The following is a 26981-nucleotide window of genomic DNA, read 5'->3' as shown; positions in this document are numbered from 1 at the left end:
CCGCTCAGCGCGAGAAGCGTGCCGCGACGGCGGCCGCACGCTCCCGCGTCAGCGTCGTCGCCGTCCCCATCGTCTTCGGGAGCGAGAGCGTGACCACCGTCCCCTCGGGGTCGCGCTCGGTCTTCGAGAGGCGGCCGCCGGAGCGCGCCGCCGCCCACTGCATCACCCAGAGGCCGAGGCCCGACCCGTGACTCAGCGGTTCCTCCTCGCCGGCGACGATGGGGTCCCACTCCGTGCTCGGGATGCCCGGCCCGTAGTCCGCGACGGAGACGTGGATGCTGTCCGTCTCCGCGTCGCGCGTGACGCGGATCGAGACGTCCGGGTCGGGGTCGTCCGCGTGGACGACGGCGTTCTCGATGGCTTCCTCGATGGCGTCCCGTATCGCGGGAACGGTCTGTGCCCACGCGACCTCGGGTGTTTCGACGTCGATGGTCGCCTCGGGGTGGCGCGTGCGCATCTGCTCGGCGACTTCGACGACGATGGCGGCGACGTCGCGGGACGCGACGGTGTCGTCGAGGCGGCGGAGGCGATCGACGTGTTCGGAGAGCGAGGCGAGGCGGTCGGCGGCGTCCCGAATCGCGTCGAGCGCGCGGGCGTCCGCCTCGTCGTCGGCCTCGAGTTCGCCGGCGTACCCACGGATGACGGTCAACTCGTTGCGGAGGTTGTGCCGGAGGACGCGCTCGAGCACCGCGTGCTCCTGTTCGAGCAGGAGCGAGCGCGTCAAATCGCGGAGGACGAAGACGGCGGCGTTGTTCCCCGTTTCGGGGTCCGTGATGGGTGACGCCCACAACTCGACATCGAGGAGCGTGCCGTCGCAGTGGCGGCGTTGTGTGCGCACGCCCTCGATGCTGTTGCCGGCCTCGAGGCGTGCGAAAAACTCGTCGCGCTCGGACTCGTGGGAGGGCGGAATCAGCGGGATGCGCTCGCCGAGGACGTCCTCGGCGGCGTAGCCGAAGGTGTCTTCGGCGGCATCGTTCCACAGCGAGATAGTGCGGTCGGCGTCCGCGACGACGACGGGGAGCGGGACGTTGCGGACGACGGTCTCGAAGCGCTCGCGGTGGGAGGCCGCGCGCGACATCTCGCGGTGCATTCGGGTGTGATAGCCGCCGACGACGCTCCCGCCGAGGCAGCCGAAGACGGTGAACTGGAGGACGAAGAAGCCCGGGTTCGTCATTGGCCCGTTCGTCGTCACGCGCCCGAGGAGGCTGAGGAAGGTGAGGACGGCGAGGAAGCCTCCGCCGAGGAGCGTCCAACTGAGAACGCGGCGCTGTTCGTCCGCGTTCCACCCGGTGTAGATGAGCCAGCCGCCGCCGGCGGCGACGAAGAGCGCCGCCGACCCGACGTAGGCCGCGTGGAGGACGCCGACCGGGTCCGCTCCGGAGTGGACGGACAGCACCATCGCCACGCCGAAGAGCGACATCCCGAGGAGCGCAAGCGCTACGCCCGCGTCGAACTGGCAGCGAGCGCTAGTCACGGCTCCCCTTCCGTCGTTCGCTCCCACTCACTCGTAGCCACACCTGTAGTCCACCCTGACACGCCTTGTAGTCGCTCCCCGTATATGTCTCCTCCGCGTGGATTCATCGGCCGAGTCGAACGCTGAGCCGTAGGTGTGTGATGCGTGACCAAGACTTTTCCACTCGACTCGTGTAGGCCGCGACATGGCCGGAGAATCCGTTCGCAAACTCGAACGTGGCGACCAAGCACCGTCGTTCGAACTGCGGGGCGTCGACGGCGAGACGCACGCGCTCGATGACTTCGCGGACAATGAGGCGCTCCTCGTCGTCTTCACCTGCAACCACTGTCCGTACGCGAAGGCGAAACACCCCGCTCTGAACGCCATCGCGGACGACTACGACGACGTGGCGGTCGTCGGAATCAACGCGAACGACGCCGACGCCTACCCCGACGACTCCTTCGAGCGGATGCGGGCGGAGGTCGAGGACGGCCGCATCGACTACGACGCCTACCTCCGCGACGAGTCCCAAGACGTCGCGGCGGCCTATGGAGCCGTCTGCACGCCCGACCCGTTCCTCTTCGCGCGCCGCGACGGCGAGTTCGTCCTCGCCTACCACGGCCGACTCGACGACGCGCTCACGCCGGACGCGGAGCCGTCGGGCGAACCGGGCTTCGAGATGCGTGACGCCATCGAGACGGTGCTCGCAGGCGAGACGGTCGAACGCGACTTCGAGCCGTCGCGCGGCTGCACCATCAAGTGGAAGCCCGGGAACGAACCCGACTACTGGAGTGACCTCTAGGCCGCGACGGCCTCCCGCTTTTATCAGCTAGCCGAGCGACGCGTCGCGTATGTACAGCGACGCCACCGGGGGTGGACGATGAGCGACTGGCCCGACTCCGAGGCGGAGTCCGAGCGTCCGGTCGACGCGTATCCGCCGTGTCGCCTCTGTGAGGACGGCGCGGGCGACGCCGCGGAGGCGGCCGCTCCGTCGGGCGACCACGGCGACCATGGAGTGCACGACGAACACGACCACGGCGGCCATGCGGCGCACGACGGGCACGGTGCCGGCGGTGAGCACGCCGGGCACGGCGGCGGTGGCGGGCACGAGGACCACGGCGCGCACACGGACCATTCGGGCCACGAGGAGATGTTCCGACGGCGCTTCTGGGTCTGTCTCGCCCTCTCGGTTCCCGTCATCGTCTTCAGCGAGTTCGTGCAGGCGACGCTCGGCTACGCGGCACCGACGTTCCCGGGGAGCGCGTGGATAACGCCGGTCCTCGCCGTCGTCGTCTTCGCCTACGGCGGCGTGCCGTTCCTCTCGATGGCGCGCACCGAAGTCGAGAACCGCGAGCCCGGGATGATGCTCCTGATTTCGCTCGCGATTACGGTGGCGTTCGGCTACTCGCTCGCGAGCCTCCTCATCCCGGGGACGACGCCGTTCTTCTGGGAGCTCGTCACGCTCGTCGACGTGATGTTGCTCGGCCACTGGATCGAGATGCGCTCGGTGCGCCGGGCGTCGGGCGCGCTCGACGAGCTCGCGTCGCTCGTCCCGGACACCGCCGAGCGCGTCACCGAGTCCGGTGAGACCGAGGAGGTGCCGGCCTCGGACCTCCGGGTGGGCGACGTCGTGCTCGTTCGCCCGGGCGCGAGCGTCCCGGCGGACGGCGAGGTCGTCGAGGGTGCCTCGAGCGTGGACGAGTCGATGATTACGGGCGAGTCCCGGCCCGTCGAGAAGGAACCCGGGAGCGAGGTAGTCGCGGGCACGGTGAATCAGGACGGGAGCCTGCGCGTGCAGGTGACGAAGACGGGCGACGAGACGGCGCTCGCCGGCATCGTGCGCCTCGTCGAGGAAGCCCAGCAGTCGAAGTCGCGCACGCAGGTGCTCGCGGACCGCGCCGCGGGCTGGTTGTTCTACGCGGCGCTCGGCGTCGCCGCCGTGACGGCTGTCGCGTGGGTGGCCGTGGAAGGCCTCCAGATTTCGGTTCTGGAGCGCGTGGTGACGGTGCTCGTTATCGCGTGCCCGCACGCGCTCGGACTCGCGGTGCCGCTCGTCGTCGCCATCAACACCTCGACGGCGGCGACGAACGGCATCCTCGTTCGGGACCGCATCGCGATGGAGGACGCCCGGAACCTCGACACGGTGGTCTTCGACAAGACGGGTACGCTGACGACGGGCGAGCAGGGCGTCGTCGACGTCTGCGTCGCGTCTGGCTGGGACGAGGAGCGTGCGTTCGCCGTCGCGAGCGCCGTCGAGGCGGACTCGGAGCACATGATTGCGCGCGCGATTCGGGAGGCTGCGGCGGAGCGCGACGTGACGCGCGCGAACGCGACGGGCTTCGAGAACCTCCGCGGGCTCGGCGTGCGGGCCGAAGTGGCGGTGCCGGACTCGTCGTCCGACGGCGACTCGGGGGCAGCGACCGTCCACGTCGGCGGGCCGAACCTCCTCGAGAAACTCGACGTCGACCCGCCCGGGGACGTCGCGACGTTCGCGGCGGAGGCGGGCGCGAACGCCCAGACGGTCGTCTACCTCGTGCACGAGGAGTCGTCGGTCGTGGCGGCGTTCGCGCTCGCGGACGTGGTGCGCGACGAGTCACGGCGCGCCGTCGACGCACTCCACGAGCGCGGCATCGAGGTGGCGATGCTCACCGGGGACTCCGAGGACGTGGCGAAAGCCGTCTCCGAGCAGCTCGGCATCGACCAGTACTTCGCGGAGGTGCTCCCCGAGGAGAAGGACGCGAAGATTTCGGCGCTCCAGGACGAGGGGAACCTCGTCGCGATGGTCGGGGACGGCGTGAACGACGCGCCGGCGCTCACGCGCGCGGACGTCGGCATCGCCATCGGCTCCGGGACCGACGTCGCGGTCGAGGCGGGCGACGTCGTCCTCGTGGAGAACGACCCGCTGGACGTGGTTCGCCTCGTGACGCTCTCGCGGGCGTCCTACCGGAAGATGCAGGAGAACATCGTCTGGGCGAGCGGCTACAACGTCGTGGCGCTCCCGCTGGCGGCGGGCGTGCTCGCGCCCGTCGGCGTTCTGCTCTCGCCGGCGGTGGGCGCGGTGTTCATGTCGCTCTCGACGGTGGTCGTCGCCGTCAACGCGCGACGGCTTCGCGGCGTCGACCTCTCGGTCGCGTAGCGCCGCGGCACGGTTTTCCTTCAGTCTTCTCGGCCATAATCTATTTCGTTAGGACTGAAACTTTAGTTGCTACGTTATGTCATAACCCATACAGTGTCCAGATCGGCTGCCGCCGTCGCCATGACCGTCCTCCTCGTCGTGAGTAGCGTCGGGGTCGGGGTCGGGTCGGCGACGGTTACGTCCCCCGGGAGTACAGTCGCACAGACTACCACGAGCACGCAGGAGACGGTGAACGTCTCCTATACGGTCCAGTCGAGTTATACGAAAGTCGGGAAGGTCGTCAAGCTGAAGACAAAGACCGAGAACGGCAACAACCCAACGGCGAACTGGACGGTGACCGCGCCGAACGGCACCGTAGTCGCGAACGCCACCGTGACGACGGTGTCGTGGACGCCCCAGCAGGCCGGCAACTACTCGGTCGACTTCACGGTGCCGGACACGAACTCGACGGACTACGTCGAGGAGAGTCCGCCCGTCGAAGTGACGAAACAGCAGCGCTACGTCAAACTGCAGGCGAACACGACGAGCGTCACCGCGCCCGAGGCCGTCCAGTTCACGGCGACGGACAGCAACGGCGCGGCCGTGAACGGCACGCTCGAGTTCGCGAACCAGTCCGTCGTCATCAACCACACGGCGGTCTACACGTTCGAGACGGCAGGCACCTACAACGTCACGCTCGTCCCGGACGACACGGCGACGTACAACTACACGCAGGACGCGAGCAACGCCGACTACGTGAAGACGGTCACCGTCGAGAACGGCACGTCGAGTGGCGACTCGACGACGACGGTCGACCTCGCGGTGAAGACCACCGACACGAACGGGAACACGCAGTCGACGTTCCAGCCGGACGAGACCATTGAGTTCACCGTGACGGCCGCGGGGAGCGGGAACACCGTCGCGAACGCCACCGTCAGTGTCGCCGGCGCGACGCTCGAAACCGATAGTTCGGGCGTCGCGACGACGACCATCGCCGAGACCGGCGAGTACACGGCGACGGTCACGAAGGAGAACACGAGTAGCACCGAGTACGCGCCGGCGAACACGAACGTCACCGTCGCGTACGACCGGACGCAACTCGACCTCACGGGGACGGACGCCGACGGGAACACGCTCACGAGCGCGAACCCCGGCGAAACCATCTCTTTCACCGTGACGGACGCGAACGGGAACACCGTCCCGAACGCCACTGTCTCCGTCGCTGGCACGACCCTCCAGACGGGGAGTGACGCGAAAGTCTCGACGAGCATCAGCGAGACGGGCGAGTACACCGCCGTCGCCGCGAAGGAGACCACCGACGGCGTCTCCTACGTCAACGACACGCTGAACTTCACCGTCGCGCGCACCGTTGTCGACCTCTCCGTCACCGTCGACAACGGCGAGGGCAGCAACAACGGCCAGTATCAGGTCGGGAACACCGTCCGCTTCATCGTGAAGGGTGACGGCAACCCCATCGAGAACGCCACCGTCAGCGTCGCGGACAAGACCCTCACGACAGACAGTCAGGGCTACGCGACGACGACGTTCGACAGCGCCGGCACCTACGAGGCCGTCATTTCGAAGGAAGACACACAGAACGTCACCTACCGGAACACGACGACGAACGTCAGCATCTACTACAAGCAGGACACGCTGAAGGTCGGCGTCAACGGCCCGAACGGCAACAGCCCGCCCTACGAGCCCGGTGAGGCGTTCACCTTCACCGTGACGAGCGCGAACAACGGTGGCGCGATCGCGAACGCCACCGTCGCCATCGCCGGCAAGACCCTGACGACGGACGCGAACGGCGAGGCGACGACGAGCATCGCCGAGGTCGGCGAGTACGTCGCGAACGTCACGAAGGAGCCGACTGACGGCGTCAAGTACGAGAACACGAGCGTGAACGTCACGATTCGGCGCCACACCACCCAGCTCGAACTCCTCGTAAAGGACTCGGGCGGGAACACCAAACACGAGTTCGTCCCCGGCGCCGACATCACGTTCAAGGCGAAGAACCCCGGCAGCGGGAGCATCATCGAGAACGTCACGGTGTCCGTCGCCGGCAAGACGCTGAACACCGGCGCTGACGGCGCCGTGACGACCAGCATCAGCGAGGAAGGCGACTACACGGCCGTCGCCTCGAAGCAGAACATGAGCGGCACCTACTACGTCAACGACTCGGAGAACGTCACGGTCGCCCGGCAGGTCACGGACCTCGCCGTGAAAGTGACTGACGCCGGCCAGAACACGCAGACGACGTTCCGGCCGACGCAGACGATTCGCTTCAAGGTCACTGACGACGACTCCGGCGTAGGCATCTCGAACGCCACCGTCGCCATCGCCGGCCAGAGGCTGACGACGGACGCGTCGGGCGTCGCGACGACGAGCATCGACGACACCGGTGAGTACACGGCGAACGTCTTCAAGGACGAGACGCAGACGACGGCGTACACGAGCACGTCCGCGAACGTCACCGTCGTCCGCGAGGAGCGCTCGCTCGAGCTCTCGCTCGCTGACGGCACCGGCGACACGCAGGGGCCGTTCGCGCCCGGCTCCACGCTGACGTTCACCGTCACGAAGAAGAGCTCGGGTAACCCGGTCGCGAACGCCACCGTCGCGGTGGCCGGCGAGACGCTCGAAACGAACGCGAGCGGCACGGTCGCGCGCACCTTCGACGACACGGGTGACTACACGGCCGTCGCCACGAAGGAGAACGCGAGCGGCTACACGTACGCGAACGACACGCGGAACTTCACCATCTCGAAGCGGATGGAGGACGTCGTCCTCAGCGTCAACGAGACGAACGTCCGGCCGAACGAACCCATCAAGCTCGGCGCGGACGACACCGACGGCCACGACGCGAACGGCATCGTGAACTTCGCGAACGGCACGAACTTCACCGCCGTCAACGGCACCGAGGTCGTCACCATCGGTGAACCCGGCGTCTACAACCTCACGCTCGTCCCGTACGACACGAAGACGACGAACTACACGCAGGGGCCGAACTCGAACGCGACGGTCCGGGTCGCCTACGAGCACGTGAACCTCTCGCTGAGCGCGAACCGGAGTAGCCCAGTGCGGCCGAACCGGACGGTCGAGTACCGCGTGACGGACCCGAACAGCGCGCCCATCGAGAACGCGACGGTCGTCGTCGCGAACGAGACGTATCCGACGGGCGCTGACAACGCGGCGAACGTCACCTTCAGCGAGGAGGGGACGTACAACGTCACCGCGGTGAAGAACACGACGAACGGCTACGTCTACTACAACGCGACGACGAACGTCACGGTTGACCGGCCGGGCGCGCCGCTCAACATCACGGCGAACGAGAGCGAGCCGCGCCGTGGCGAGAACGTCACGTTCACCGTCACCTCCGAGGGCTCCCCGCTCGCGGACGCGACGGTGACGCTCCCGAACCGGACGCTCACCACTGATTCCGACGGCACCGTCGTCGCGTCCTTCGCGGAGGAGGGCGAGGTGACGGCCACCGCGACGAAGGACGGCTACGAGTCCGACTCGACGTCCGTCACCGTCGGCCAGGACGCCGTGGTGAACCTCACCTTCGACGGCGTCGCGTCCGTCGCGGAGAACGACACGCGGACGGCGAACCTCACGCTCTCCTACGCCTACGAGGGCCTCGCCGGCTACGACGTGGTCGTCTCCCTGCCGGACAACGAGACGGCGCGCTTCGCCGCGAACGCGAGCTATGGCCCGCAGTTTGCGCTCGGGAACGCGACGGTGGCCGCGAACAACACCACCGTCGAGTTCGACGCCGTGGACCTGAACGGCTCCGTGCAGGCCGAGGCGAGCAACGTCACGCTCGGGACGCTCGGCCTCGTCGGCGTCGACAACGGGACGGTGAACGTCACCGTCTCCGTGCAGGCCATGGAGAGCGACAACGAGACGGCGCTCGACGTCCGCACCCGGAACGCGACGTTCACGGTGCGCGACATCCCGACGCTCGTCGGGAACGAGACGCCGAACGACCTCGACAACGACGGCACCTACGAGGACATCAACGCGAACGGTGAGACGGACTACGCGGACGTCATCGCGCTCTTCTCCGAGCGCGAGTCCGACGCCGTCCAGAACCACACCGCGGCCTTCGACTTCACCGGCTCCGGCGACGTCGGCTACAACGACATCATCGAACTCTACGAGATGAGTCAGGCTGCGAGCACTGCTAGCTAACCACAGGCCGGTACCTTCTTTGTTTCCTGTTTTCCAAGTGTTGAGTAGATGCAATTATCGGACGCGTACCGTCGGTGTGGTGTCGCGCTCGTCGTCCTCGCCCTTCTCAGCGCTCCGCTCGCCGGTGCTGCCGTCGGCGGAGTCGCCGGCGCGAGCGACGCACCGACGCTGACCGTCGCGGATGCGGAGACGTCCGTCGACTCATCGACGACGGTCACTCTCCGGCTCTCGAACGCACCGAACGGCGTCGCCGGCTTCGACCTCCGGGTCGCCCTCACGAACGCCTCCGTCGCCACCATCACCGGCGTCTCCTACGGCGGCAACTATCCCGTCACGAACAGCACCGTCACGGACGACGGCGCGCGGGCCTACGCCTCCGGCATCGACCTCAACAAGGTCTACGAGGACGGCGCGAGCGACGTCCCGCTCGTCACCGTCACAGTCCGCGGCGCCGCCGCGGGCACGACCCAACTCGAGGTCACCGGCGCGAACGTCGACAACGACGACGGCAACGACGTCAACCCGACGCTCACCGCCGGCACGATTCGCGTCACCGGCGACTCCGGTGGCTCCTCGGGCGGCAACACCGGGACGGGCGGCGCGGGTACCGGCGGGGGCGTCGGCGGCGGCAGCATCGGCGGCACCGGCGGGTCCGGCGGCGCCACCGAGCCCGTGGAGCCGTCCAGCACCGTGACGGTCACGGACACGACGAGCGGCGCGACGGCGCACGTCCGGAACGTCACGGGCGCGCCCGACGTCACCGCGAACTTCTCCGCGGCGGCCGTCGCGAACGGCACCGGCGTCAAAGCAGTCGACTTCGACCTCTCACAGGCGCCCGGTGACTTCACTGTCAACGCGAGCGAGCCGTCCCCGACGCCGGCCGACGCGCCGCCGCTCGCGGGTGCGACGACCTACTTCGCCGTGTCGACGAGCGGCCTGAACGAGTCGGTGGTGGCGTCCGCGTCGCTCACCGTCACCGTCGCGCCGAACGCCACGCCCGCCGGCGGCGTCCAGCTCTACCACTACGCGAACGGCAGCTGGCACGCCCTGTCGACGATGCAGACCGGCGAGCACGAGTACACGGCGCAGACGGACGGCTTCTCGCCGTTCGCCGTCGGCCCGCCCGCGAACGAGAGCGACCAGACGACGCAGACGACCACACAGGACACGACGACCACGACCCAGAGCGATGGGACGACGAGCGCGAACACAACGGCCGACTCCACCACTACGACGAGTGGGACGATTCCCGGCTTCGGGCCGCTCACGGTACTCGCCGCGCTCGGCGCCCTGTTCGTCGCGTACGCCCGTCGCTGACTCCCGGCTGAGTCCGCGGGGCATTTAGCCCGCGACGCCCTCTCATCGGTATGGACGCAGACCCGGACCCCGAGGACGTACGGCGCGATTGGGCCGAACGTGAAGGCCAGTTCTCGCCGCGCTACTACGCCCACCTCGGCCCGAACGAGGTGAGCGAGACGCTCGGCGACGTCCTCTCACACTACGTCGGCGACGACGCCGCGGTCCTCGAACTCGGCTGTAGTTCGGGACGGCACCTCGAATACCTCCGCCAGCAGGGGTTCGAGAACCTCACCGGCATCGACCTGAACGACGAGTCCTTCGAGGTGATGGCTGAGGAGTTCCCGCGCCTCCACGAGACGGGGACGTTCCACGTCGGCGCCATCGAGGACTACCTCCCGGACGTCGCGGACGGCGCGTTCGACGTCGTCTACACGGTGGAGACGCTCCAGCACGTCCCGCCCGAGGACGAGTGGGTGTTCGAGGAGGTCGCGCGCGTCACCGACGACCTGCTCGTCACCGCGGAGAACGAGGGGAACGGCCCGACGCGCGGCCGCGACGAGGTCGACGTCAGCTACGTGAACGACGACTTCCCGCTCTTCCACCGGAACTGGAAGGACGTCTTCTCACAGCACGGCCTCGCGCAACTGATGCGTGAACCGACGAAGCGCGACACCATCCGGGTCTTCAGGAAGATATGACCAGACAGACTGCCCAGTAATACTGGACAGTCTGTCTGTGTGGGGCGACCACAGTGGCCGACTCGTCACACCTTCTCGCCGGTAGCCCGCTATATACCTGAACGGCGCTCGAACGCTTCGAGTATGTCGGAGATGACCGCCTACGTCATCGAGGAGTACGGCGACCCGGACGTCTTCACCGAGCGGACCGTCGAGGTCCCCGAGCCGGGGCCGGACGAGATTCGGGTCGAAGTCGTCGCCTCCAGCCTCAACCCCGTCGACTACAAGATTCGCCAGGGCGCCCTGCCGCCGTTCGCGCCCGACTTCCCCGCGACCCTCCACTGCGACGTCGCGGGCGTCGTCGACGCCGTCGGCGAGGACGTCGAGGCCTTCGAGGAGGGCGAGGAAGTCTACGGGATGCCGGGCGGTGCCGGCCGGCAGGGCACGCTCGCGGACTACGTCGTCGGGCACGCCGGGACGTTCGCGCACGCCCCCGAGTCCATCCCGCTCGAGGACGCCGCCGCGCTCCCCGTCGTCGCGCTCACCGCCTACGAGATGCTCGCCGACAAGACCACCGTTGACATCGACGAGGACGTCCTCGTCTACGGCGCAAGCGGCGGCGTCGGCCACATCGGCGTCCAGCTCGCTGACTGGTTCGGCGCCGAGGTGACGGCGACCGGCTCCACGGAAGCAAAGCGCGACCTCGCCGCCGACCTCGGTGCGGACCACACCGTCGACTACACGACGACGGACGTCGCCGAGTACGCCGACGGCGACGGCTTCGACACCGTCTTCGACCCCATCGGCGACGACCATCTCCAGACCGCCTTCGAGGCCGTGCGGCCCTTCGGTACCGTCGTCACCACCGAGTCCTCCTCGACGCAGGACCTCTCCGCGATGCACGCCAACTCGCTCGAGCTCGGCGTCGTCCTCGTCATCCTCCCCGTGATTCTCGGCGACCGGCAGGAGCGCATCGGCGAGGAACTCGCGGACATCGCCGCACTCGTCGACGACGGCGTCGTCGAACCGGTCATCGACGAGCGCTTCGCGTTCTCCGAGGTGGCCGACGCCCACCGCCTCGGCGAATCCGGCGACTTCGTCGGCAAAATCCTGCTCGTCAACGAATAGCCCCGGCAGGCCTGATAGGGGACTGAGCGGGTCCTCCGGTCCGTCTCTCGCTATTCCTCGTTCTCGCGAGCGCAGGCTCTGACGTCCGCGGCGGCGTCGCGTAGCGTCGTCACCCGAATCCCGAGGTTCTCGGCGAGTCGGAGGGCGTCCGCGACTCGCGCGGCGTCCACGTGCGCATGGCTGTGCCCGCCGAAGAGCGCGAGCGCATCCCGCTCGCGCACCGTCTCCATGAAGCGCTCGAGTTGTGCGTCGCTCAGGGCATCCCGCCCGAGATACTGCCGTCGCAACTCGTGGGGGTTCTCGGGGTTCGTGTTGAGGCCACCGACGGCGGCGTTCGCGACGGCGTCATATGTCTCGGAAACGACGGCACGCGCGGTTGGCCCGTAGCGACTGTAGGGGAGGGCGACGCTCGTGACGTCGAACCCCCGTGCGTCGAGCGCGCGCTTCGCGCCGGCGAGTTCCTCGCGCACCACCGACTTGGCGTATCGGACCGTTGACCCCGCTGGAACCGGCTGTGTGAGGGGGTCGCGGAGGACGAGCGCGGTCTGTCTCGGGTGGCGAGTCGGGCGCGCGACGCTCGCGCGCACCTCGCCGTCAGCGGGCGTGTCGATGCGGAGCGTGTCGCCCGCGACGCGGCCGTGGAGCGCCGTCTCGACCGGGAGGACGCGATCGCCCGCCGGGACCGGGGCCGTCGTCCGCGTCGCGTCGAGCGGTCGGTGGGCGACGCCGTGCGCGCACACCTCCCAGCCGTCCGCGACGAACTCGCGCAGGTGCGACTCGTCGAGGTGGGTCGTCCCACGCCCTACGAGGCGCGCGGGGAGGCGCGGCGTCTCGCCGAGCCACTCGGTGACGACGGCGACGCACGCGGGCGCGTCGAAGCGCCGATGCACGGGATAGACGTCCTCGTAGTCCGCGAGCGGGCCATCGTCGTAGACGAACACGACGGTCGGGTCCATCGACGGTGCGGAGGGACGCGAGGCCCATAGGTAGCGACGGCCTAACGGCCTGCTTCCCGCTCACTCGAGCGCTGCGACCTCCCGGTAGAGATCGTGGAGGCGGGGGCCGACGACGTCCCAGTCGTAGGTGTCCTCGACGTACCGGCGACTCGCCGCGCCCAGCCCGCGGGTTCGTTCGGGTGCGTCGATGAGCGTCGCGAGCGCGTCTGCGAGCGCGTCGGCGTCGCCCGCGGGGACGCGCACGCCGTTCGCGTCGGTGACGACGCTCGGTATCGCGCCGACCGGCGTGGAGACGACGGCGTTCGCGCCCGCCATCGCCTCCAAGACGGCGATGGGGAGGTTCTCCGCGCGCGTCGGGAGGACGTAGACGGACGCGTCGGTGAGCAGCGCGCGCTTTCGCGACTCGGAGACGTAGCCGTGGTAGGTGACGGCGTTGTGCCGGTCGGCGACGCCGTGCGTGCGGTCGGCGCGCGGGCCGTCGCCCGCGATATCGACGCGGAACTCCGGGACTGCGTCGTCCGCGAGCAGGGTTTCGACGGCGTCGAGGAACTCGTCAATGCCCTTGCGCTCGGTGTGCCCGGAGACGAACGCGAGTCGTGGTGGTGTGGCACCCGCGTCCGGGTCGTAGGCGGCGGCATCGACGGCGTTCGGGAGGACGACGATTCTTCCGGGATCGGCGCGTGCGCCCACGACGTCCGCCCACCCCTCTGAGAGGACGACGACGCGCGCGGCAGCGTCGAAGACGAGCGCCTGGTAGCGCCGGAGGAGTGGGCCGGCGTCGGCGAGGAAGTCATCGAACGACGACCCGTGGACGTGCACGACGACGGGTGTGCCCCGAACGAGCGTGCAGTAGAGGACGTAGCCGGACGCCCGGTAGAAGGAGCGCCGATGTGACGTGTGGACGTGCGCGACGTCTACGTCGGCGTCCGTCGCGAGGGGGAAGCGGAGCGCGTCGAAGACGGCGGCGAGGACGACGCGGAGGAACCACCGGAGGCCCGACCCGGAGGCGACGGCGACATCGTAAACGTCGAAATCGACGGTGTCGCCGAGGTGGGTGCGCTGGGCGGCGATGTACTGCGCGATGCCGCCCCGGTCGTGGCCGGCGGGGCCGACGAGGCGCACGCGCAGGGGGTCGGCGGCGTCTCCGGCGTTCGTGTTTCGCTCGTGGTCGGCGCTCATCGCCTCACCTCCGTGTCGTTCTCGGAGGTGCGAGTGCCCGAGCGGCCGGTTGACGCCGTCCGCGTGGACGCGTTCAGCACCGATGGCGGTTGCTCGACGTAGTAGTAGGTGAGGCCGCCGTTCGCGTAGACGCGGCTGAGTCCCGGCCGGCCCGAAACCGAGTCGAGGAGGCGTTCCGGGACGCGCATCCCGCGGTAGGCGGCGACTTCGCGGCCGTAGTCGGCGCGGCTGACGCCGAGGTAGTAGAAACTCCGGTTGTAGTAGTCGCCCTGGTGGTAGGTGGTGAGGGTGCCGGCGAGGTCGTCGGCTTCGAGCGACCACGCGAGTTCGGGGTCGAGGCGTTCGTGGTGGGCGTCCGCGAAGCGACTCGGGCCGCTGGCGATGCCGGCGACGCCCGCGCCGGCGACGCGTGCGTCGAACATCGTCCCGTATCCCGTCATCTGCTGGTCGCTCACGCCCTGTCCGGGCTGATAGATGTAGGGCGACGGGAAGACGGTGGCCGCGGAGAGCGCGACGGCGACGACGGCGAGGACGACGCCGAGCGTGTGGAGCGTCCCGCGCACGTGTCGTCGTTCGATACGGGCGTCGAGACGGCGCGAGAGCGCGACGACGCCCCCGGCGGCGAGAATCGTGACGAGGAGCATCACGAAGCCGGCGTGCCGGAAGAAGTACGAGGTGAGGCCGCCCAGAATGTGGACGACGAGGTAGCCCGCGAGGGCGACACCGACGATGCTGAAGTAGTGCGCGACGCCGTCGCGCGGCGGGATGCGCGACGACCAGGGGGTGTGTGCGACCGACCGGACGGCGACGTAGCCGGTGGCGACGACGAACGCGACGACGCTGACGCCGATGAGCCTGACGAACAGCGCCGCGGGGAGGTCGTACCCGCCGCCACCGGTCTGCTGTGGGGCGCTCCGCGCGGGGACGTCGCCGACGAGCATGCGGAGCTGTTGGACGACGTCGTGAAGTAGGTCGAGCGTCGCGCCGTAGCGTGACACCCAAAGGAGGAAGACGACGCCGAGGAGGACGAACTGGGCGTGCAGCCAGCGCGTGTCCGGCGGCGATTCGACGTAGTGGCGCTCGAGGAGCTGTGTCGTGGCGATGGCACCGAGGACGACGAGGAGGTCGGTCACCAACTGGGGGTGGAGGAGGACGAGGCCGAAGCCGAGGACGGGCAGGGCGAGACTCGACGCCGCGAGCGAGTCGGGGAGCGTCCGGTCCTCGTGACGGCGTCTGAGGTGTGCGAGGAGGACGTAGAGGAAGACGGGCGCGACGAGCGTCGCGAGCGAGAACGGGTGGAAATGGAGGTAGGTGCTGAGGGTGTTGACGGGGAGGACGGCGAGGGCGGCGACGGCGCCGACGGCGAGCGCGCGCCGGTCGTCCGTGAGCAGGTGGACGCAGAGCGGGACGAAACAGAGGAAGCAGAGCGCGCAGAGCCAGACGACGACGAGCATGGCGCGGGTGAGCGGCGCGCCGCCGACGGCGGCGAGACTGACGGCGAGCGTGTGCGCCGCGGGGTAGAGCAACTGGCCGGGGTCGAGCGCGCCGGAGGCGACGCCCTTCACCCAGCCGAGGTGGGTGAGCGGGTCGTAGCGGCCGTGGAAGCGATAGCTCCGCAGGAGTGGGAGCGCGGCGAACGCGGCGGCGGCGAGACCCGTGAGGCCGAGTGCGGCCCGTCGCTCGAACGACCGGGTGGCGACGCTGAGGACGAGACATGCGAGGAGGACGGCGGCGACGACGCCGCCCCAGAACGCCGTCGGCGTTCCCGCGTAGACGGAGACTTCGTAGCCGTGAGTGGGCGCGCGGTGCGCGGTGAGGACGCCGCCGGCGAGCGCGAGGAAGCCGACGAGGAGGGAGATATCGACGGTGCGACGGCGAGCGGCGCTCGCGACCGTGGTGGCTTGCTCGTCCGCCGCCGTGCGCGCGTTCGCGTCACGCTCTGCTGACCGACTCGGGGGCATCTGGCTGTGTGGTCTCGCGAGAGGGGAATTGTTACACGGCCGCTAACCGCGCTACCACGCGCGCTCGCCGGCGTGCCACGGGGCGTCGCGACCATCGTCGCCGCCGAAGACGACGTGCTCGGAGAGCGCGTACGCCATCCACGCCTGACACCAGCGCATGAATGTCTGGCGCTTCGTGTAGTAGCGGCGCTGCTCGTGGTAGAAGCGGCCCTCGCCGTTCGAGAGGTTCGCGATCGCCCACTCGAGGACGTCGCCGGCGCGCTCGTGGTCGCCGAGCGCCGTGAAGACGAGCCCCCCCTGCGCGGACGCGTGGACGTCACGCGGATAGGCGGTCGCCTCGTCCTGGTTCGGCGCGCCGGCCGCGGTGAACAGCGCGTCGCGGTAGAACTCGACGGCGTCCTCGACGACGCCGGCGTAGCGCGCGGGACCGCAGACGGCGGCATGGCGGAGGAACGCCTCGATGACGAAGCCGTTGTGGAAGTTGTCCATCGAGAGGTGCGAGGCGCTCGGCGGGTCGCGGTAGTACCACCCACCCTGGGGCGTCTGCTGGGCGGCGACGTAGTCGAGGACGCCTTCGGCGGCGCGCCGATACCGGTCGTCGCCGAACGCCGCGTAGAGGTCGAGAAGGAGGCGCGCGCCGAGCGCGTTCGCGTTGATGGTGTAGTGCCTGCCGCTGTCGGTGGGTTTGTAGTCGATGCGCGCGCCGTCTTCGTGGCGGTGGTAGTCGAGGTCTTCGAGGACGAAGTCGGCGGCGGTGCGCGCGCGAGCGCCGTAGTCGCCCGCGCAGTGCTCGTCGGCGGCGAGCAGGGCCTTCACGGCGTAGGAGGTGCCGACGACGCCGGGCGTGTTCGGGTGGGTGCGGCCGTCGAGGCCCTGCAGAGGGTGTTTGTGGCCGCCGCAGAAGCCGCTATAGCCGACGCTGCGGTTCTCGACGAGCCAGTCCGCGAGTGACGCCGCCTCCTCGCGGTAGCGGTCCTCGCCGGTCGCCTCGTAGGCGTTCAGGTTCGCGAGCGTGAACAGCGCGATGCCCATGAAGTTACGGCGCTGTTCGACGCGGAGGAGCGGCCGGAGGTTGACGGGCGAGCGCCGCACGACCTGCTGGACGCCGAGGTTCAGCCACTTGCTCTCAACGGGGAGCGCACGCAGGAGGCGACTGCTCTCGCCGTCGTAGAGGTCCCAGCCGCGGTAGTCGCGTTCGCGGGCGTACGTCAGGGTGTCGCGGAGTGTCTCGAGCATCAGGCGAGATACCCGAGGTCTTCGAGGCGGTCTTCGAGGCCGTCGCGGTCTGTCGCGGTCCGCTCGCCGGCCGGTGGGAGCGGGTCGCGCGTGCCAGGTTCGGGCAGGCGGTCGAACGCGGCGGCGATGGCGTCGCCGTCCACGTCCGTCGGCACCGGGCAGTCCATGTAGCGCAGGACGGTTGGCATCACGTCCACGAGGTCGCGCTCCCCGAGGTCCGTCGCGGCAACGTCGGGGCCGTCGCAGAGGACGACGCCCGCCGGGTCGTTCCCGGACGTCCAGCCGGTCACCTGCTCCTCGACGAGCGAGGGCGTGACGCCGCCGTAGAGCTCCCAGCCGTCGGTCGGCGAGAGCAGGAGGTCGGGCGCGGCGTCGAGGTGCGCGCCGTCGTAGACGTCCTCCGCGGATCGGACGGACGAAAGCGGCGTGCGCCCCTTGACGGTGAGCGAGTCGAGTTCCGCCCGGAGCTCCGCGCGCACCCGCTCGTAGTCGTCGCCGAGGCGCTCGCGGTTGAGGTAGAGCGGCCCTTGACTGAGCGCGACGGCGTCCGAGCGCTCCCAGTCGACGCGCTCGGCGAGTTCGACGGTCGGAATCGGATAGCCCGACGTGAGGAGGCGCTCGGCGAGCGAGTCCGGGAGGACGCGGCGCGCCGCGCTCGCCACCCGCTGTGGGGAGACGGGGCCGCGCTTCAGGAGTTCGTAGGCGGCCGCCGTCGCGTCGTCCGCCGCGCGCTCCTTGAGGTGGAGATAGCCCTCATCGAGCAGGTAGCGGTTCACGACGAACGTCCGCTCGACGTCCGAGTGCCCGTGGTCGGAGTAGGCGAGCACCGTGAGGCCGTCGGGGAGGCGTCCGAGGTAGTCGTCGACGATCTGCCACGCGCGTTCGGTCTCCTCGCCGCCGCCGAAGTAGTGCTGTAGGACGTTCAGGTAGAAGACCGTCAGGTGGACGTAGTCGTAGTCGTCGGACTCGACGAGGTCGAGGAGGAGTTCGAGGCGGGACTCGATGAGGGTGAGGGCGTCGTCGACGCCGCCGGGCGCGGTGACGTCGTCCACGCCGACCGACCAGTCGTACTCCTCGCGAAGGCGCTCCTCGGCGGCCGGCGGGTGTGTGAGCGGGTCGTCCATCGAGAGCTCGAACGGCGCGCCGAACCCGGAGACGAGCAGGCCGTCCACCGGCGCGGGCGGGTACGACATCGGGACGTTCACCACCGCCGGGTGCTCGCCCGCCGCGTCGAGGTAGTCCCAGACGTCCGCAGTGTCGAAGTCGCGGGCGTCCGGCGCCGTGATTTCGCCGCGCTCGCGGTCGAGGCCGAGCCACCAGTAGACGCCGAGTTTCCCGGGATTCTTCCCGGACGTCGAGCACCGCCACGCCGGGCACGTCACCGGCGGCGTCACCGAGGTGAGCGTCCCGCGCGCGCCCGATTCGACCATCGCATTGAGGTTCGGGAGGAGGCCGTCGTCCATCATCCGTTCGAGCGTCGGCCACGCCGCGCCGTCCAAGCCGAGTGTGAGGAGTCGTGTCATCGGAATTTTCGGTAGAGGTCGCTCGCCACGCGCATCGCCGTCCCGCCGCGTTCGAGTTCGCAGTACGTCGCGGGCGTCGGGTTGTACTTCGCCTTATATCGGGCGACGCGGCGGGTATTCGCACCGGTCAAATCGGCTATTTCGAGGCCGTCGTCGGCGGCGTCGCGGATGACCGTCCAGTTCAGCAGGTCGTTCACGGGCGCCTCGACGTCCCGCTCGGGTTTCGGCGACCCCTGCCAGAAGCGGAGGGTGTCGCCGTCGCGGAACTGGAGGCGGCCCGAGACGCGCTCGCCGTCCACGCGAACGACGTGCGCTCGGGCGTGCTCGCCGAGGGCGTCGAAGACGTCTCGGACGTAGTCGGGCGAGAGGTGGAGGCCGCCGTCGTTGGCGTCGTAGCGCGCGTTTACTCGCTCGACGACGTAGTCGAGGGCGTCGTCGGACTCGACGCGCTCGACCTCGCAGTCGGGATAGTCGCCTTCGATGGAGGTGCGCGCGTCACGCGAGAGGCGTTCGCGGACCGCCTCGACGCCCCCGGAGAGGTCGAGTTCGTAGGTGTAGCGCGGCGTCACGTCGAAGTCGTTCCACTGGAACGCGCGCGCGTCGCCGTAGTCCGCGCTCGTGACGCCGTGGACGAACGACGGGTCGACCGTCGTGTCCACCCAGTCGAGGCAGGCTTCGACGAAGCGCGCGTCGAGGCGCTCGCGCTTGCGTTGTTTGCGTCCCCCCGGGAGGAGTGCTGGTCCGAGGTGCGGGACGCCGAGGCCGGGTGGGGGCGACACCGCCGTCGTCACCGGGCCCTTCTGGAGCTCGAAGACCGGGAAGACGCCGATGGGCGTCTCGCCCTTGGAGCCGACGAGCGCGTGGAGCGTCCCGCCACCGTGGCGTTCGAGCGCGCGCAGGAAGCCGTGTCGGTGGAACACCGTCACCTGCGGCGAGCGCTCGACGAGGCGGTCCCAGCGCTCGGCGGCGTCGCTCGACTCCTCGAGCGCGCGGACGTCGACGCTCACCCGACACCACCCGCACGGGGCGTGGGGGCCGTTCGGACGCGAGAGTGCATCACCTCGTAGCGGGACCGTCGAGGGGTTTGTTATAGTGGACGTAACGCCGGCGAGCGCGGTGCGCGAGCCGTCGCCGCCGGGGCCGTCCGCGCGGGCTGTCCGTCGACCGTCTGCTCGCTGTGGCTCGTCGTCCCCTGGTGGCATGTCTGCCCGCCGCTCGTCGGCGGCGCGCGCGTGATTACTCCGCGAACTCGCCGAGCGGGTCCTCGGCGAAGTAGTCGCGGGGTGCGCCGACCCACGCCCCTTTTTCGAGCGCGCGTTCGACGAGGTGCCGGTAGAGGCGGCGATAGCCCGGGAACTCCGCGTCGCTGAAGAGCCGGGGGTGCCAGAGCGCGCTACAGACGGCGCGTTCGCGTTCGGCCTCGGTCAGGAGGCGTTCGACGGCGGCGACGGCGGCCGGCCAGGACTCGCCGGGGTCGGGGAAGGCGACGTCCATCGCGGTGAGCGGGAGGACGCGGAAACCCGGGAGTGGCTCCTGCGTGCGGTGGCCGTAGGCGAACCCGACGTCGTCGGTGCGCCCGAGACTGGCGTCGTAGTCGAAGCCGAGGCCGTCGTGGTGACGCCACGTTTCCGGGGCGAGCCGAAGGTGGTGCTGGCGGACGCCCGTGACGGCGTGACCGAGCATGCCTTCGAGTGTCTCCTTCTCGGCGGCGAGGCGCCCGGGCTTCCGGGCGGAGGCGTAGGAGCCGTGGAGGCCGACCTCCCAGTCGCCGGCGTCGAGGCGCCGTATCGTGTCCGCGACCTCGCCCGCCGTGACGTCGTAGCGCCCCGCGTGCTCGACCCAGCGCCGTGGCGACGCGAGCGCGCGCGGCGCGTCCCGGAGGATGCTCGGCTCGTTGAGGAAGTAGAACGCCGAGCGCACGCCGTGGTCGGCCTCGATGTCGCACACCCGGTCGAACTGCCAGTAGGGGTTCTCGTCGCGGACGAGCGTCCGCAAGTGATAGCCGGTCTTCCCGGTGAGCGCGCCGGAGAGCGCCTGATAGGTCTTGTAGGGCCGGTCCACGTCGTGGGTCAGACAGAGCGCGAACGGCGGGCTACGCGACACGCTCGAGCGCCTCCGCGATGTGATCGGCGGCGTCGCCGTCGCCGTAGAGCGAGGGCTTCGCGGGTCGGTCGTGTCCGCCCGTGAGCGCGGCCCGGATGGCGGCCGGGTCGGTGCCGACGAGGGTGTTCCACCCGGCCTCGACGGTCTCCGTCCACTCCGTCTCCTCGCGGAGGGTGACGCAGGGCGTGTCGAGGTAGAACGCCTCCTTCTGGACGCCGCCGGAGTCCGTCGCGACGGCGCGCGCCCCGTCGAGCAGGCGGAGGAAGTCGAGGTAGCCCAGCGGCGCCACGACGTCGAGGTCGGCGCGTGCGCGCTCGGCGAGGCCGTACGCCTCCAGCGCGGCGTCGGTGCGCGGGTGGAGCGGCAGCACGACCGGCCCTGGGAGACTCGCGAGCCCGTCGAGAATGCCGGCGAGCCGGTCGGGGTCGTCGGTGTTCGCGGCGCGATGGACGGTCGCGAGGACGAACTCGTCGGCGGTGACGCCGTGGTCGGCGAGCGCCGACGACCCGCCGAAATCGCGCTCCTCGACGGCGAGGACGGCGTCGTACATCACGTCGCCCGTCACGACGGTCTCGGCGTAGGCGCCCTCCGCGCGCAGTCGGTCGGCGGCGCGCTCGGCGGGCGCGTAGTTATGGTCGGCGGCGTGGTCGGTGAACAGCCGGTTCACCTCCTCGGGCATCGAGCGGTCGCCGCTGCGCAGGCCGGCCTCCACGTGTGCGAGCGCGACGTCGCGTTTCGCGGCGACGAGCGCGGCGCCGAGCGTCGAGTTCGTGTCACCGTAGACGAGCACGGCGTCCGGGTCCTCGGAGTCGAGTACGTCGTCGAGGCGGCGCATCACCGCCGCCGTCTGCGCGCCGTGGTCGTCGGAGCCGACGCCGAGGTTGTAGTCAGGTTCGGGGATGGCGAGTTCGTCGAAGAAGACGTCGGAGAGTTCGGCGTCGTAATGCTGGCCGGTGTGGACGAGCACCTCCTCGTGGCCGGCGTCGCGGAGCGCGCCCGAGACGGGGAACGCCTTCACGAACTGGGGGCGCGCGCCGACGACGGAGACGACGCGACTCATGGCTCCACCCCCAGATGGGCGTTCTCGCGGACGTCGAACGCCATCCCGAGCGTCAGCGCGACGGCGCCGACGAGGAAGAGCAGGAGCGCGAGCAACCCGCCGATGAGTGCACGCTCGCCGTCGAGCGGGCCGAGGGCGGCGCCGACGGCGCCGACGCTGGACGTGAGGCCGACGCCGCCGAGGAGGTAGCAGAGGACGAGCGGGTGGAAGTCGTGGACGACGTACTGGGACGTGATGCGCCGACAGAAGGTCCGTCCGAGGAGCGCGAACACCGACGGGACGAAGCGCACGGAGTCGATGCTGCTCTGTTCGTCGCCGTAGACGGCGGCGTGTGGGACGTCGACGACGCGGGCGTCGCAGTCGTTCAGCGCGGCGAGGAAGTCGTTGAGGAAGCCGTAGTCCTCGTAGCAGTCGTCGAACGCCACGGCGTCGAGTGTGTCGCCCGCGATGGCGGTATAGCCGTTTTGCGAGTCCGTGAGGTGCCAGTAGCCGGTCGCGCCGCGCGTCGTCGCGGTGAGGAGGGCGTTCCCGAACAGCCGAAAGCGCGACATCCCCTCGACGGCGGCCTGCGAGTGGAGGCGGTCGCCCTTCGCGTAATCCGCGCGGCCCTCGACGATGGGGTCGAGGAGGCGCGAGAGGACGTCCGGGTCCATCTGGCCGTCGCCGTTCATCACCGCGACGACGTCGACGTCGTCCGCGAGCGCTCGCCGATAGCCGGTCTTGATGGCGGCGCCGACGCCGTGGTTCGTCTCGTGGCGCAGCGGGACGACGCAGCTGCCGCCGCCGTCCGTGACGGGGACGTGGTCGGCGTCCGTGCTCGCCTGCGCACCCGTGTCGCCGTCCGGGCGGGCGGCGCCCGGCGCAGTGACGTACTCCCGTATCTCCGCCCACGTACCGTCGCTGGACCCGTCGTCGACGGGATAGATGCGGTCGACGAACGCCGGCATCGTGGCGATGACGTCGCCGACGAACCCCTCCTCGTTGTACGCGGGGACGACGACGCCGACGGTGTGGTCGCGGTACATCAGACGGCACCTCCGAGCGTGTATGTCGGGTGTGGTGCCCCGTCGAGTGCGTCCCGGCCGTCGAGAATCACGACGTCGTCGAAGCGTGACCAGTCGGCGTCGTGGAACTCGCGGTGGGGCGTGACGAGCACGGCGGCGTCCGGGTCGCGGCGCGCCGCCTCGGCGAGCGAGACGACGGGCGCGGCGAACGACTCGGCCGCCGCGTCGTCGACGAGCGGGTCGACGCCGACCGGGTCCGCACCTGCCTCGGTGAGCGCTGCGATGAGCGGGCGCGCCGGCGTCGCGCGGGTCTCCGCGACGTCCGCGCGGTAGGTCAATCCGAGGACGGCGACGCGCGCGCCGTCGAGTGACACTCCCTCGGCGGCGAGGGCGTCACGGAGGCGTTCGACCGTGTAGGCCGGCATCCCGTCGTTCACGTCGCGCGCCGTCGCGAGCAGCGGCGTCGCGCGCTCGGTGCGACTCATCAGGAAGTAGGGATACCACGGGATGCAGTGGCCGCCGACGCCCGGGCCGGGGTCGTGTATCTCGCAGTAGGGCTGGGTGTTCGCGGCGGCGATGGCGTCGCGTGCGGCCACGCCGAGGTCGGCGCTCGCGCGGGCGAGTTCGTTCGCCACCGCGATGTTCACGTCTCGGTAGACGCCCTCGAAGACCTTCGAGGCGGCCGCCGTCGCCGCATCGCGAACCGTCTGAACGTCGTTCTCGCTCAGAGTGTCGTAGACGAGTTCGGCGACGCGCCCCGCCTCCATATCGACACCGCCGACAACGCGCGGGTGGGCGCCACGGACGTCCTTGAGTGCGCGCCCGCTCGACACGCGCTCCGGGCACGCCGCGACGCCGAACTCCTCGACACCGAGGCCGCTCGCGTCCGCGAGTCGTGGCTGGACGCGTGCGGCGCAGACGCCCGGCGGCACCGTGCACTCGACGAACACCGCGTCGCCCGCGTCCAATCCCGCGCCGACGGCGTCGACGGCGGCGTCGAGGAATGAGAGGTCGGGTTCGTCGCTCACCTCGTCGAGGGGCGTCGGCACCACGATTACGTGGAGGGCGGCGGTCTCGGCGGCAGCGCTCGCGTCCGTCGTCGCGCGCAGGCGGCCCCGTTCGACCTGCTTCTCGACGAGGGCGTCGAGGCCGGGTTCGCGCCCGACGGACGACTCGCCGGCGTTCACGCGCTCGACCACCGACGGGTCGACGTCGACGCCGACGACACTCCCGGTGCGCTCGGCGTACACCGCCGCGACGGGGAGGCCGAGTTTCCCGAGGCCGTAGACAGTGACCGGTACGTCGCCGTCGAGCAGCGCGTCGCGCTGGGCGTCGGGGGCGGTGTCGGTCCCGTAGAGCGTCGTCATTCGCCCACCTCCATGCGGACGTCGTCGACGCGAATCGGCGCACTGTCGCCGGCCGCTGAGCGCGCGCACTCCGAGATGCGGGTCGCGAGACGCACCGCGCGCAGGGCGTCCCGGCCGTTCACTCGTGGCCGCGTCCCGTTCTGCACGGTCTCCACGAACGACGCCAGTTCGCGCTTCAGCGGTTCCTCCGTCGCGATGAGCGGGCGCTCGGTGACGCTCTCGTGGCGATATCGGACGTCACCGTCGCTCGCGTCGTACGCGGGCAGCGAGTGGCTGTGCGCGCAGAGCGACTGGTCGAGGTAGTCCACCTCGTAGAGGTGGTCGTCGGTCGTCACGTCGAGCGAGCGGACCTTCCGTTGGGTGACGCGACTCGCCGTGAGCGTCGCGACGAGCCCGTCCTCGAAGGCGAGTTGGGCGGTGGCGTAGTCGCCGTCCGCCGTCCCGGACGCGGCGGCGGCGGCGAGCGGCTCCTCCGCGAGTGCGAGCACCACGTCGATGTCGTGAATCATCAAATCGAGGACGACATCGTCGCCGACCTCCCGGTCGAGCGGGGGGCCGAGGCGGTTGGCGTCCACCGCGACGGGCTCCGCCTCGCCCACGAGGTCGAAGAGCGCGCCGACGGCGGGGTTGAAGCGCTCGACGTGCCCGACCTGGAGGGTGACGTCGCGGGCGTCCGCGGCGGCGACGAGGTCCGCGCCGACGGCGGGGTCGGCGACGAACGGCTTCTCGACGAGGACGTCCACGCCCGCCTCGATACAGGTCCGCGCGAGCTCGGCATGGGCGTGCGTCGGCGCCGCGACGGAGACGGCATCCGAGGCGTCGAGGAGGCCGTCGAGCGAGCGCGTCACCGTCCCGTGTTCGCGCGCGACGTCGCGTGCGCGCCCGTCGTCCGCGTCCGTGACGCCGACGAGCGTCGTGCCGTCGATGGCGTCGTAGACGCGGGCATGGTTGCGCCCCATCGACCCGACGCCGACGACGCCGACGTCGAGGCTGTCGTCGCTCACGAACGACCACCCCTCGGGTCGGCGACCCGCCGACCGTCCGCCGGGCCGACGTAGTCGCGGACGGTGCTCACGATGTGGTCGAGGTCCTCGCGCGTCAGGCCGGGATGAACGGGGAGCGAGAGCACCTCGTCGGCGAGGCGTTCCGCAACCGGGCAGTCCGCGTCGACGTCCGCGTACGCGGGTTCCTCGTGTATCGGCGTCCCGTAGTAGACACCGGTCTCGACGCCGGCGTCCGCGAGGTGTGCGCGCAGGCCGTCCCGGTCCGGGTGCCGAACGGTGTACTGGTGGTAGACGTGTCGTCGGCCGTCGGGGGCGTTCGGCGTCGTGAGCGCGAGGTCGTCGAGCGTGTCGGTCAGGTGGTCGGCGTGGCGCCGGCGTGCGTCCGTGAACGCGGGCAGGCGCGACACCTGCTCGCGCCCGATGGCCGCTGCGATACTCGTCATGCGGAAGTTGTGCCCGAGCGTCGCGTGCGCGCCGTCCTCGCGTTCGCCGTGGTCAACGAACGCGGCCGCGCGCTCGGCGACGGCCGCGTCGTCGCTGACGACCAGTCCGCCCTCGCCGGCGGTGACGTTCTTCGTCGGGTAGAAGCTGAAACAGCCGACGTCGCCGACCGTCCCGACGTGCTCGCCGCGGTAGGTGGCGCCGTGGGCCTGACAGGCGTCCTCGACGAGCGCGAAGTCGTGGTCGTCCGCGAGCGCCGTGAGCGCGTCGAGGTCCGCGGGAAGGCCGTAGAGGTGGACGGCGATGACGGCGTCGACCGACTCGCCGGCGTCGAGGCGTGTGGCGAGTCGCTCCGGGTCGAGCGCGTACGTCTCGGGGTCGATATCGACGAAGCCGACGTCCGCACCGCAGTGGCGCGCGGCGTTCGCCGTCGCGACGAACGAGAACGGCGTCGTGAGCACGCGGTCCCCCTCGCCGATACCGAGCGCGCGGAGCGCCGCGTGGAGCGCCGTCGTCCCGTTCGAGGTGGCGACAGCGTGGTCGGCACCACAGACGTCGGCGAACGACTCCTCGAACGCGCGGACTTCGGGGCCGTCCGCGAGGTGGCCGTCCTCGATGACGGCGGCGACGCGCTCGCGCTCCGCCGCGCCGAGCTGTGGCTCCGCGAGCGGAATCATAGCTCGTTCCTCCCCCGGAGTTCGTCCGGGAGCGGGCGATGCGTCGCCGGTGCGCCGACGGCGAGCGTCCGCGCGGGGACGTCCCCGGTGACGACGGCGCCCGCGGCGACGAAGGCGTCCGCACCGACCGTCACGTCCGGGAGCACGGTCGCGTTCGCGCCGACGGACGCGCCGTCTTCGAGTGTCGGGCCCGCGAGGTCGACGTTCTCCCGGACGGGATACGGGTCGTTCGTGAGGACGGCGTTCGGCCCGACGAAGACGTCGTCGCCGACGGTGGTCTCGCGGGGGACGTAGGCGTTCGTCTGGAGGCTGACGCGCGAGCCGAGCGTGGACGCGCCGTCGATGACGGCGTTCGTCCCGACGAGCACGTCGTCGCCGAACGTGGTGTCCTCGCGAACGAGCGCGTTGTGGCCGGTCGTGAAGTCGGCCCCTCCGGTGACGTCCGCGTAGAGGACCGACCCGGAGCGCACGACGGCACGCGGCCCGAGGTCCGTCGGCGTCCCCTCGCCGCAGTCGAGGCGGGCGTCCGGCGCGATTGCGGCGTCCGGCCCGACCTGTGCCCCGTGGTCGCGTTCGTTCATCGACTCCCCCCGGGCCCCGGCCGCCC

The 26981-nt window shown here is 70.3% G+C and carries 20 protein-coding genes; 6 read left to right on the top strand and 14 right to left on the bottom strand.

Annotation, left to right across the window (positions count from 1 at the left end; all coding sequences use genetic code 11):
* Positions 1–4: 4 nt before the first annotated feature.
* Positions 5–1474 (bottom strand): PAS domain S-box protein, encoded by a 1470-nt coding sequence (locus tag ACQUS8_RS13910; protein WP_435102132.1) that lies wholly within the window; start codon positions 1472–1474, stop codon positions 5–7.
* Positions 1475–1658: 184 nt separating this feature from the next.
* Between ACQUS8_RS13910 and ACQUS8_RS13905 the strand changes: the two genes are divergently transcribed.
* From ACQUS8_RS13905 to ACQUS8_RS13880, 6 genes are all read left to right on the top strand, one after another.
* A complete protein-coding gene (locus tag ACQUS8_RS13905; protein WP_435102129.1) occupies positions 1659–2255 on the top strand; it encodes a thioredoxin family protein in 597 nt (198 codons plus the stop codon).
* A 78-nt stretch (positions 2256–2333) separates the two neighbouring features.
* Entirely contained in the window at positions 2334–4589 is a 2256-nt protein-coding gene (locus ACQUS8_RS13900; RefSeq protein WP_435102127.1) for a heavy metal translocating P-type ATPase, read from the top strand.
* Between the two features lie 120 nt (positions 4590–4709).
* Entirely contained in the window at positions 4710–8759 is a 4050-nt protein-coding gene (locus ACQUS8_RS13895; RefSeq protein WP_435102125.1) for a beta strand repeat-containing protein, read from the top strand.
* Positions 8760–8807: 48 nt separating this feature from the next.
* Complete coding sequence (locus tag ACQUS8_RS13890) at positions 8808–10076, top strand: hypothetical protein (RefSeq protein WP_435102123.1); 1269 nt, start codon at positions 8808–8810, stop codon at positions 10074–10076.
* Between the two features lie 50 nt (positions 10077–10126).
* Positions 10127–10756: a class I SAM-dependent methyltransferase gene (locus tag ACQUS8_RS13885; protein WP_435102121.1), complete on the top strand. Its 630-nt coding sequence runs from the start codon at positions 10127–10129 to the stop codon at positions 10754–10756.
* Positions 10757–10879: 123 nt separating this feature from the next.
* Positions 10880–11863, top strand: a complete 984-nt coding sequence (locus tag ACQUS8_RS13880) for a zinc-binding dehydrogenase (protein WP_435102119.1) — start codon at positions 10880–10882, stop codon at positions 11861–11863.
* Between the two features lie 50 nt (positions 11864–11913).
* On the opposite strand, the gene ACQUS8_RS13875 is transcribed toward ACQUS8_RS13880, so the two are convergent.
* The 13 genes from ACQUS8_RS13875 to ACQUS8_RS13815 all read right to left on the bottom strand — a co-directional run bounded on the left by ACQUS8_RS13875 (position 11914) and on the right by ACQUS8_RS13815 (position 26955).
* Positions 11914–12819: a polysaccharide deacetylase family protein gene (locus ACQUS8_RS13875; protein ID WP_435102117.1), complete on the bottom strand. Its 906-nt coding sequence runs from the start codon at positions 12817–12819 to the stop codon at positions 11914–11916.
* A gap of 60 nt (positions 12820–12879) precedes the next feature.
* Positions 12880–13998 carry a glycosyltransferase family 4 protein gene (locus tag ACQUS8_RS13870; protein WP_435102115.1) on the bottom strand — a complete coding sequence of 373 codons (1119 nt, stop codon included), beginning with the start codon at positions 13996–13998 and terminating at the stop codon, positions 12880–12882.
* Positions 13995–15959 carry a DUF6541 family protein gene (locus tag ACQUS8_RS13865; protein WP_435102113.1) on the bottom strand — a complete coding sequence of 655 codons (1965 nt, stop codon included), beginning with the start codon at positions 15957–15959 and terminating at the stop codon, positions 13995–13997. The genes ACQUS8_RS13870 and ACQUS8_RS13865 overlap by 4 nt, the downstream gene beginning before the upstream one ends.
* Positions 15960–16010: 51 nt before the next feature.
* On the bottom strand, positions 16011–17195 hold the full coding sequence (locus ACQUS8_RS13860; RefSeq protein WP_435102111.1) for an antibiotic ABC transporter permease: 1185 nt from the start codon (positions 17193–17195) through the stop codon (positions 16011–16013).
* Complete coding sequence (locus tag ACQUS8_RS13855) at positions 17195–18718, bottom strand: alkaline phosphatase family protein (RefSeq protein ID WP_435102109.1); 1524 nt, start codon at positions 18716–18718, stop codon at positions 17195–17197. The genes ACQUS8_RS13860 and ACQUS8_RS13855 overlap by 1 nt, the downstream gene beginning before the upstream one ends.
* Positions 18715–19725 carry a GNAT family N-acetyltransferase gene (locus ACQUS8_RS13850; RefSeq protein WP_435102107.1) on the bottom strand — a complete coding sequence of 337 codons (1011 nt, stop codon included), beginning with the start codon at positions 19723–19725 and terminating at the stop codon, positions 18715–18717. Before ACQUS8_RS13850 ends, ACQUS8_RS13855 begins: the two co-directional genes overlap by 4 nt.
* Positions 19726–19954: 229 nt before the next feature.
* Positions 19955–20821, bottom strand: coding sequence for a polysaccharide deacetylase family protein (locus tag ACQUS8_RS13845; RefSeq protein ID WP_435102105.1), 867 nt, complete (start codon positions 20819–20821; stop codon positions 19955–19957).
* Positions 20811–21881: a non-hydrolyzing UDP-N-acetylglucosamine 2-epimerase gene (gene wecB, locus ACQUS8_RS13840; RefSeq protein WP_435102103.1), complete on the bottom strand. Its 1071-nt coding sequence runs from the start codon at positions 21879–21881 to the stop codon at positions 20811–20813. The genes ACQUS8_RS13845 and wecB overlap by 11 nt, the downstream gene beginning before the upstream one ends.
* On the bottom strand, positions 21878–22906 hold the full coding sequence (locus ACQUS8_RS13835) for a glycosyltransferase family 2 protein (RefSeq protein WP_435102101.1): 1029 nt from the start codon (positions 22904–22906) through the stop codon (positions 21878–21880). The genes wecB and ACQUS8_RS13835 overlap by 4 nt, the downstream gene beginning before the upstream one ends.
* The gene (locus tag ACQUS8_RS13830; protein ID WP_435102099.1) at positions 22906–24252 is read right to left on the bottom strand and encodes a nucleotide sugar dehydrogenase; all 1347 of its coding nucleotides are present in this window, start codon (positions 24250–24252) and stop codon (positions 22906–22908) included. The genes ACQUS8_RS13835 and ACQUS8_RS13830 overlap by 1 nt, the downstream gene beginning before the upstream one ends.
* Entirely contained in the window at positions 24249–25256 is a 1008-nt protein-coding gene (locus ACQUS8_RS13825; RefSeq protein ID WP_435102097.1) for a Gfo/Idh/MocA family oxidoreductase, read from the bottom strand. The genes ACQUS8_RS13830 and ACQUS8_RS13825 overlap by 4 nt, the downstream gene beginning before the upstream one ends.
* Positions 25253–26374: a DegT/DnrJ/EryC1/StrS family aminotransferase gene (locus tag ACQUS8_RS13820; protein WP_435102094.1), complete on the bottom strand. Its 1122-nt coding sequence runs from the start codon at positions 26372–26374 to the stop codon at positions 25253–25255. Before ACQUS8_RS13820 ends, ACQUS8_RS13825 begins: the two co-directional genes overlap by 4 nt.
* Positions 26371–26955, bottom strand: a complete 585-nt coding sequence (locus tag ACQUS8_RS13815; protein ID WP_435102092.1) for an acyltransferase — start codon at positions 26953–26955, stop codon at positions 26371–26373. Before ACQUS8_RS13815 ends, ACQUS8_RS13820 begins: the two co-directional genes overlap by 4 nt.
* Positions 26956–26981: the final 26 nt, after the last annotated feature.

This window comes from Halarchaeum sp. P4, assembly GCF_051195175.1.
Classification (GTDB): Archaea; Halobacteriota; Halobacteria; order Halobacteriales; family Halobacteriaceae; genus Halarchaeum.
Note: the sequence above shows the minus strand (reverse complement) of the source record. Positions and strands in the feature narration are given on the sequence as shown.